This window comes from Staphylococcus sp. GDB20D11A (assembly GCF_016893255.1).
GTDB lineage: Bacteria > Bacillota > Bacilli > Staphylococcales > Staphylococcaceae > Staphylococcus > Staphylococcus aureus.
In genome coordinates this window covers 949-9,180 of the sequence record NZ_JAFEPJ010000024.1, presented here as the reverse complement: position 1 = coordinate 9,180, position 8,232 = coordinate 949, and the positions used below count along the sequence as shown (strand labels likewise).

General features: G+C 28.3%; 4 protein-coding genes and 3 pseudogenes. 6 read left to right on the top strand and 1 reads right to left on the bottom strand.

The window, feature by feature from the left end; translation table 11 throughout:
• Positions 1 to 36 precede the first annotated feature (36 nt).
• Positions 37 to 195, top strand: a pseudogene (locus JV528_RS14855) (protein rep); the annotation flags it as partial.
• Positions 196 to 1,532: 1,337 nt separating this feature from the next.
• On the opposite strand, the gene JV528_RS12720 reads toward JV528_RS14855, so the two are convergent.
• Positions 1,533 to 1,904 (bottom strand): helix-turn-helix domain-containing protein, encoded by a 372-nt coding sequence (locus JV528_RS12720; RefSeq protein ID WP_033857150.1) that lies wholly within the window; start codon positions 1,902 to 1,904, stop codon positions 1,533 to 1,535.
• Positions 1,905 to 2,246: 342 nt separating this feature from the next.
• Here JV528_RS12720 and JV528_RS12715 point away from each other — a divergent pair.
• The 5 genes and pseudogenes from JV528_RS12715 to JV528_RS12695 all read left to right on the top strand — a co-directional run bounded on the left by JV528_RS12715 (position 2,247) and on the right by JV528_RS12695 (position 8,152).
• Positions 2,247 to 2,858 (top strand): annotated as a pseudogene (locus JV528_RS12715) (recombinase family protein).
• A gap of 1,191 nt (positions 2,859 to 4,049) precedes the next feature.
• On the top strand, positions 4,050 to 4,346 hold the full coding sequence (locus tag JV528_RS14915) for a CPBP family intramembrane glutamic endopeptidase (protein ID WP_204254840.1): 297 nt from the start codon (positions 4,050 to 4,052) through the stop codon (positions 4,344 to 4,346).
• Between the two features lie 264 nt (positions 4,347 to 4,610).
• Positions 4,611 to 5,927 (top strand): M30 family zinc metallopeptidase, encoded by a 1,317-nt coding sequence (locus tag JV528_RS12705; protein WP_204177681.1) that lies wholly within the window; start codon positions 4,611 to 4,613, stop codon positions 5,925 to 5,927.
• Positions 5,928 to 6,483: 556 nt separating this feature from the next.
• On the top strand, positions 6,484 to 7,224 hold the full coding sequence (locus JV528_RS12700) for a CPBP family intramembrane glutamic endopeptidase (RefSeq protein WP_204177679.1): 741 nt from the start codon (positions 6,484 to 6,486) through the stop codon (positions 7,222 to 7,224).
• Positions 7,225 to 7,477: 253 nt separating this feature from the next.
• Positions 7,478 to 8,152: pseudogene (locus JV528_RS12695) on the top strand (IS6 family transposase).
• The last annotated feature ends 80 nt before the right edge of the window (positions 8,153 to 8,232 follow it).

The following is an 8,232-nucleotide window of genomic DNA, read 5'->3' as shown; positions in this document are numbered from 1 at the left end:
TTATTTTTTAACTTTGCAACATAACCGTGTATTCGGGATTATTTAAAAGAGATTGATCCAACTGAATATATCTATCAAATTTTTTATATTTGGAAACCAAAAGAATATTTAGCGAGTGAAATTTATGATTTAACGGAACAAGAAAAAAGAGAAATTAATCATCAAATGATAGACGAAATTGAGGAAGAAAAATAAAAGCGTATTAAAATTTGGATGGATTACCTTATGATAATATCTTATCACTCGTGTGATAAGACGTTGATAGTGGCTTAATAACGTATTGATAATGGATTATTAACTTATTATCAAGTTATTATCAAAAATAAAATAGCAATTTTAGCGTTAACAAAAGGGCACGACGCGAATATTGATAAAGCAAAGATAGTTATTCCTTTTACTGGAGTTGTTTCCCAAATATGATTAATATACTGTCTTTATATATGTATTAATCATGTTTGGGAAAATATTCGATTTTTAACACTCCTTAAAGCAGGGTGTGTGCTTTAAATTTATAATATTAGATCGACGGGATAACTTGTTCAGTCCGTTTTTGTGGTATTTATTATCCTGTGGCATTTATAGAGAACGATTATTTATAACAAATTTGAATTTGCATGTAACTGGACAGTGTTTAAAAATGCGCTAAACTATTTAACTTTTTAAGTTATATAAATTTTAGGGAGTTCCAATCCAACCAAGAAAATACACAAAATAGCGATAGCGTTTTATACGCCTGTGTCTAAAAAATACGAAGGCTTGTATTTAAAGTGACTTAAGTCACTTAAGTAATATGTCTTTTGAATACAAGTTAAATGTCAGAAAGATATAACCTTATTTGGCTCATATTTGTGTTTTAAGAAGTATATATAAATATACAGTTCGCTCTAAATACCCCCTTAAAATGCAAAATAAAGGTATTGGATTATCACACGCAATTTTTGTTTTTAGCACAATGCCTTTTGGGTGTGTAAGTGCGCCCTTGGACAATGAAAAATAAAAAATCTTAATTAAACAGAGTTTAACTAAGATAGTCATGTGTTTTATTATGTTTAAAATTTAGGGTTACTTCAAATGTTTAGAATTAAGGTATTGATTAAGCTATGAACGAAGTTAAAGTATAATTAAGCTTATATTCACGAGTTATTTATAACTTAATTCATGTGATAAAGTTTACTAAAAAGGAGTGTTTTCCTATGTCTGTATTAATGTGTATTGGTGTTTTTGTTGCAGTTTTTATTGGGGGTATTGGAGTATTTATATCTTACTATTTTGGAGAGAAGAAAAATAAGAAGTAGAGCACGCATTTATGCCGAGAAAATNNTTGAGAAGAACCCTTAACTAAACTTGTAGACGAATGTCGGCATAGCGTGAGCTATTAAGCCGACCATTCGACAAGTTTTGGGATTGTTAAGGGTTCCGAGGCTCAACGTCAATAAAGCAATTGGAATAAAGCAAAAACTATTTATAACTTTTTCCAAAAGTTTCATAAGTTAGCCAACTTATTAGTAAAAATATAATTGCTATAGTTGTAACTAGGTTACTCTGTAAAAAGGTAATATATCTTGATGTGTAGCTAATCGAATACCTCTTAGTACAAAATTAGAAATTAAAATAATTAAACCTAATAATCCTATGACTTCCCCAAGATTAAAAAGAAATGGGTGTTTTAGTTTCTTACTGTCTTTAACAATTTTATCTTTCAAAAAATCATCTCCTTTTAGCAGTTCGTCTACAGTAATATCAAAGAGTTCACTTAATTCTATAAGTGTTTCGATATTTGGATAACCTTTTTCACGTTCCCATTTTGATATGGATTGTCTACTGATGTTAATTTTATTTGCTAGATCTTCTTGAGATAAATTGAGTTTTTTTCTTTCTTGCTTAAGTTTTTCATGGAATTTCATTAGGTTGTCCTCCTGTGTTTTAAATTTAAAACTCTTTAGGGATGATTATAAGAATAAGATGGTTGCGTTATGTAACCGTAAAGTTGCACTAAGGTGCTTTAAATATATTACTGAATAAAACCCTAAGTAAAGTCGTAAATAAAAATAATGATTTAGGATTTTAGAAACAAGTTGAAAACGAGTCTCTTATTGTTTTTATATTTAGTGAAATTCTGAAAATATCTTAGTATATACTTAGTTTATGTTAATTATAAGTACACCCTAAACATACAAAAAAGTTGTTGAATTTACAACGATCAAAATGCGTGATTAGGGTGTATATTAATTAAGGAGTGAAGAAGAATGATCATTGGTTATGCGAGAATATCATCTATAGACCAAAATTTAGAAAGACAATTGGATAATTTAAAGACGTTTGGTGTGGAGAAAATCTTTACAGATAAGAAATCAGGAAAATCGGTTGAAAATAGACCTGTATTTCAAGAAGCACTTAACTTTGTGAGAATGGGAGATAGATTTGTAGTAGAATCGATTGATCGTTTAGGGCGTAATTATGATGAAGTGATTAACACAGTTAATTATTTAAAAGATAAAGAAGTTCAATTGATGATTACTAGTTTACCTATGATGAACGAAGTCATTGGAAATACATTATTAGATAAGTTTATGAAAGACTTAATCATTCAAATATTAGCGATGATTTCAGAACAAGAAAGAAATGAAAACAAACGTAGACAAGAACAAGGTATTAAAGTTGCGAAAGAAAAAGGAGTATATAAAGGGCGTCCATTACTTTATTCAGCGAATGCAAAAGATCCTCAAAAACGTGTTATCTATCATTGACTTGTCGAAATGTTAAATGAAGGCCAAGCAATTAGCAAGATTGCAAAAGAAGTTAATATAACAAGACAGACAGTTTATAGAATTAAAAATGATAAGGGGGATTCTGGGTAAATGGATTGTCAATACAAATGAGAATCTCTAATAGTATCGCAAAAAAACTTAATATTGGATGTAAAGGGTATTTTAAGTAAAACAGAGAGTATATTCCCCCTCTTTTTACTATAAACTCTCAAGGATATATAGAAAAAAACTTCTACTTTTATTCACCAAAAGCTTAATTAAAGACTACATTTTATGTAATTATTTTGATGTATTTTAGACTTCAACCTTTGATACAAAGCAATTTTGGGGGAGACATAAGTTATGATTTAGCTTACAAATCTATGCGCAAGTAGTTAATAAGATGCGACAAAAAACTGTCGTAAGAGTGATATGCCTTTTAATTATATAGCTATAACAGAACGACACAAGCGTGGTCAGATACACTAGCATATCGTTACAGTTTATTGAGATGTTAATCTATCTGATAGTAAAAAATATATAAAGCAGAAGATTTATAATCGTCTTGATTGGGAATATGGTTTTGCAAATATTCAGTGTATGCGTTCTAAATCTAAAGTCAGCAGTTATGTGACTAAATATGTCACAAAATATTTGTTATACAGCCCTGTCCATAAATATTGTTGTAGTAAAGGATTAGATTTGCCTAGGGGTTATGCAGATATTTCTAAAATATTGCTTTTGTATGATGAAAATGATGTCTTTAAGAAAATATGCGCAGGGATGGCGTAAAGCATTTAGGTGGGAATCTTAAAGGCATCGTTGTTTATCATTTCTTGTTATTGTGTTTTTTTCTGTATCAAGTAGAAAAAATTTATTTATTCATATAGTAATGATATAATAAAAAAATTCACAAATCATTTTACATAAAGGAATTGTGAATTATGAAAATATTATACTTATTAATTGCTTATTTACTATTTGTTCTTTTTATACCAAGATTTTTTAGCGATGTAAAAAATGAGGATGATTTAAAATTTTTCATCATAATTTTTATGCTAAGTCATTTAATAGTTGCTATCATGGGTATAAAAATTTTCAAAACGGATTTTAAAGAAAGTTTATATAAGTTTAAATGTAACTATAAAAATGTTTAATACTTATAGCATTCGGCTTCCTATTATTAATACTAGGAACCTTATTTATTGATCCTATCTTCGAAAAATTAGGGTCCAAAAGTACTAATCAGTCAGGATTATCCCTAGCAATAAAACAACTAAATATTATTTTCTAATACCTTTTGTGATAACTAGTACATTGATTGGTCCATTCAATGAGGAAATTATATTCAGGAAGATTTTACTAGATTCTATAAATAAAAAGCTAGGTCTTTTCTTAGCGATATCAATTTCTTCACTACTCTTTGGTATGATACACGTACACAATCTTTCTGAATGGACGCAATCAAATTCATATATTTATGCTGGTGGGGTTTTGGGGTATATTTTTTATAAGTCTCACTATAATATACTTTGTGTAGTTATATTACATGTCTTAAGTAATTTATTAGGCATAACATTTTTATTATTGCAAAGGTAGAATTATTTGATAATTAAATAAAATTTTATTTCCATTTTTTGAATCGTCTATCATCAATTAACATTTTCTATTTTTATAGAGCACACTTAATTGATAGTGGGCGATTTTATATTTTTTTGTAAAAAAGTTTTAGTATTAGCTTTAATTATAGTTATAGTAGTTCTCATTATAGACACAAAAAACAAAAAAATAAAATAAAAGTCATGGATTTTTTTCACTTTTAATAATATTATATTAATTAAATAAGATATAAGGAGTGTTTAAATGTTTATAAAAAGTAAAGTTACAAAATCTTTAGCTGTAATTAGTTTAGTCTCTGCATTTTCCTTTAACTCTTTTGCTAACGCACATACATATATTATTAATAATGAAGATAGTAATCAATACTCCCAAGATGCATTCACAGGGTCTCGTAATACGGATACGTTAATAGAGAATACTATCAAGTCGACAAAGCCTAAAGATATAAAATCGATGCAAGAAGATAAGGTTTTTAAAGCTCCTAAAAACAAAACTTCTATTAGCCAACGAGCAATAAGATCAGAAAGGCATTATTCAAATGCTCACCTAAATGATGTTAGAGTATTTACTACGGTTAACATGAGAAATAATACGAACGAAAGAACACCTGCTAAATTGAAATATGATGGGAAATCTGCTCGAGTTTGGGTGGCTGATAATTATATCACTTCTAAGCAAGCAATTAATATAGGAAAAGAATTCGATAACAAAATTGATCCACTTGTTAGAGATAAGTTTGGAGAACCATCTGACGTAGATAACGATGACAAAGTAAATATATTAGTATATGATATAAAAGATGATTTTGACATCACTGGTAGTTATACAGGTGGATATTTCCATCCTAGAGATTTATTTGATGTTCCCCATTCTAATATGGCAGAAATATTTTACATGGATACATATCCATCTATGGGGACAAATAAACGCAATTTGAACGAAAAGAAAATATATTCTACATTAGCACATGAATATCAACATATGGTTAATGCAAATCAAAAATTACTTAAAGAAAAAAGACAACAAGGAATGGATACATGGTTAGATGAAGCATTTGCAATGGCTAGTGAACATATGTATCTCGGAAAGTCATTAGACTATAGAATTGATTATTACAATCGATCAAATTCAATTACTAATGGACATTCATTGATTAAATGGGGCCATCATGGAGACACTCTATCTAATTATTCACTTTCATATCTATTTTCCCAATATTTAAGAACTCAAAGTGATAATGGTGATAAAATTTTTAAAGAAATATTACAAGATCGTTCCAATACAATAGAATCCTTGCAACACGCTATTCACAAACATGTAGATCCTAATATGTCTGTAAATCAGTTTATGACTAACTTTAGAATTGCATTAGCCAAAAAAGAGGCTACAGGTTTACATGGTTTTAAAGGGGAAGAATCATTTGATTCTATACAAACTAGACCCGTACAGCAAATTCCTAATTTATTAGCACCTCAAGGATCTGTAATGTTTGAATCGGAAGAACATATTGAAATTCCTAAAGATAAAGATAAAAAGGTTAAATATATAAAAATAGACTAAAATACTCTTAGAAATTATAAAAACAAATGATAAATATCACGTATTCTAATTTTAACGTGAATTTCTAAAAACAGAGTGAGAGAATTTCTAATTAGAAATTCTCTCACTCTGAACTTTATTTCACAATGCTTTGCATCATACAAATTGAAGTTTCTATAATATCGTTTCAAATCTATATTTGATTAGGTTTAATCCGTCAATGGCTTTTTTCGTAAATATTAAATATTTACATATAATTTAGTAAATAACACTAAAATACGTAATCACGAATTATATCATCGTCTTGATGCAAGATTACGTATTTTCTTATAATCATATTAATGAGCGTTTAAAATACAATATATCTTAAAAGAGTTGAAGCAAATATAAATTGGTAGTCATGGAGATAAAATAAACCTTAAAATTGAAAGTGAAATCATAGTATTTAAAATGAGAAGTATATACTCTATTATTTATAGTTAATAAAAAATTAATATTTTATATTTTCATGTGTGTTAAAATAATATTGTTGTCTTTAAATTTTGACATACTTTTAATAATATTGGGAGGTTAAAAAATGAAGAAAATTATTACTTATATTTTCATGGTAGTTGCAGCTTTACTTTTAGTATTTTTAATAGGCAAGGCTCTTCCATTTAGTAATTATACTAATAATTTTATCTCTAGAACTGTAGTTAGTCTATTACTAGTCTTTATTTTAATCAAAAGAGATAATTTATCAGTATTTTTCTTAAATAAAAAATTTTTAAAAGGAGTATATTTAGGTAAATGGCTTATTCTCATAATAATCGCTAACGCTTTATCTGCACTTAAAGTTTTTGATTCAATAAACTTTACAGCTGGTACTATTTTTTTATTGCTAGCCAGTAATTTTATGATTGCCTTTTTTGAAGAAGTTTTGACAAGAGGTATCATATTTAATCAGTTATTGAAAGAATACTCAGTAACTAAAGCCGCTTTATTATCATCGGTAATATTTGGTGTGGTCCACCTAATAAATTTAACTCATAATCCTGATTTTGTTGGTGTACTAACTCAAGTTATTTATACATTCTTTATAGGCGTGCTTTTTGCTGCCGTCTACTATGCAACTAAAAACCTTTGGTCTGCAATATTCTTACACTTTATTCTAGACTTGTCATCGGGTTTGCAAGAAATTGCTAGTCCAGAAAAAGTTGCTCATGTTACTCAAACAAATGTGATATCTGCTTTACTAATATTAGTGTTAGTATTCCCCGCATATTATTCAGGAAGAAAAATATTAACTAAATATGCATCTGAAAAGCCTCTTTATTAAATTAGAATGATTTCAATTTATAGAAGTTAAGTAACTAAGTGTTGCGTAACTTCTTTTTTGATATACAAAGTTAAACAATTTTAGTTCCTTTAACCAGTCAATATATTTTCAATTAAATTATTAAGAGATTTAGATTTATGGTAACAGTTAAGATTAATTTTAAAACCCTTAATCAAGTCAGAAAACATCATTTTTAAGGTTCTGTTGCAAAGTTGAATTTATAATATAATTTTAACAAAAAGGATTCTTCTGTATGAACTATTTCAGATATAAACAATTTAACAAGGATGTTATCACTGTAGCCGTTGGCTACTATCTAAGATATGCATTGAGTTATCGTGACATATCTGAAATATTAAGGGAACGTAGTGTAAACGTTCATCATTCAACGGTCTACCGTTGGGTTCAAGAATATGCCCCAATTTTATATCAAATTTGGAAGAAAAAGCATAAAAAAGCTTATTACAAATGGCGTATTGATGAGACGTATATCAAAATAAAAGGAAAATGGAACTATTTATATCGTGCCATTGATGCAGAAGGACATACATTAGACATTTGGTTGCGTAAAAAACGAGATCATCAATCAGCATATGCGTTTATTAAGCGTCTTATTAAACAATTCGGTAAACCTCAAATGATAATTACAGATCAAGCACCTTCAACGAAGGTTGCAATGACTAAAATAGTGAAAGTGTTTAAGCTGAACCCTAACTGTCATTGCACATCTAAATATCTCAATAACCTCATTGAACAAGATCATCGTCATATTAAGGTACGAAAGACAAGGTATCAAAGTCTCAATACGGCAAAAAATACACTCAAAGGCATTTAATGTATTTATGGATTATATAAAAAGAACCGTAGGTCTCTTCAGATCTATGGATTTTCGCCATGCTACGAAATCAGTCATATGTTAGCTAGTTAAACTAACACTGAAATGATAAAAAAGGAAATTAGATGTTTTTCTAACTTTGCAACAGAACCAAAGAAAGCCAAATGGTCATT

Coding starts and splice junctions, on each gene's coding strand:
- JV528_RS12700 (WP_204177679.1), top strand. CDS start 6,484: ATGAAGAAAATTATTACTTATATTTTCATGGTAGTTGCAGCTTTACTT.
- JV528_RS12720 (WP_033857150.1), bottom strand. CDS start 1,904: ATGAAATTCCATGAAAAACTTAAGCAAGAAAGAAAAAAACTCAATTTA.
- JV528_RS12705 (WP_204177681.1), top strand. CDS start 4,611: ATGTTTATAAAAAGTAAAGTTACAAAATCTTTAGCTGTAATTAGTTTA.